The organism is Candidatus Symbiopectobacterium sp. NZEC135, from assembly GCF_025962695.1.
The window spans coordinates 1-802 of the sequence record NZ_JAGFPF010000962.1; the positions used below are offsets into that span (position 1 = coordinate 1).

General features: G+C 46.9%; 1 protein-coding gene. It reads right to left on the minus strand.

The window, feature by feature from the left end; all coding sequences use genetic code 11:
• Positions 1 to 793: secretin N-terminal domain-containing protein (locus J5224_RS31755; protein WP_319802526.1), on the minus strand; the 793-nt coding region annotated here is incomplete at its 3' end.
• Between the last annotated feature and the right edge of the window lie 9 nt (positions 794 to 802).

The window sequence follows — 802 nt, forward strand, 5'->3', positions numbered from 1 at the left end:
CGAATGCTTCTTTTTGTAAATCCACAATCCAAACGGAAAGTTCAATATGCCTCTTGGCGATATCCAGGGTTTTCGCCAGGTTACGGATATATTCAACCTGCTCAGGGCTTCCCCGCACTAAAAGGCTATTGGTTCCCGGCTCGGCAATAACATTCACTTCACTGGCATTATGTGAAATATTCGACGTGGCCATCGCATCTTCATGAGCATAGCTGTCGAGCAAATCCTGCGGCAGATCGGAGGTCATGCTTCTCCCTGCTGTCGGACCGGTGCTGATAATTTTATTAATTACCGTCGAAATACCTGGAATGACGATTTTTTCATCCCGGTATTTAAATGAACGGTCCTCTACAAAGGTGTTGTGTAACTGAATGACGGCAATACTCTCCCGCCCGTCAAACGTATCACTTTTTTGATCGAGATATTTCGCCGTACTGGTGATCAGGTCGACATAGATTGGCGGACCAGACACATAAAAAGTGGCATTGCGATTATCCGAGCGCAGAGGGAAACGGGGATCGTGCAAACCTGAATTCTTCAAAAAGCTTTCAACCACGCTGAATGAAGTATTACGTAAAACGATAACCGCATTACGCATTTCCGTTGCGTCATAGACATAAATAGCCTGGCCATCACTGTACCAAATCAGCCCCAGCTGCTCGGATACCGATACCAGCACATCCTGCGGACGACTCAGATCAAACTCACCGGTGACTTTCTTACGTGCCGCCAGCTTACTTAAAATGACGGGTTTTCTCATCGCCGCAGAGATGGCATCAAAAATGCCATTCACACTCTCCTG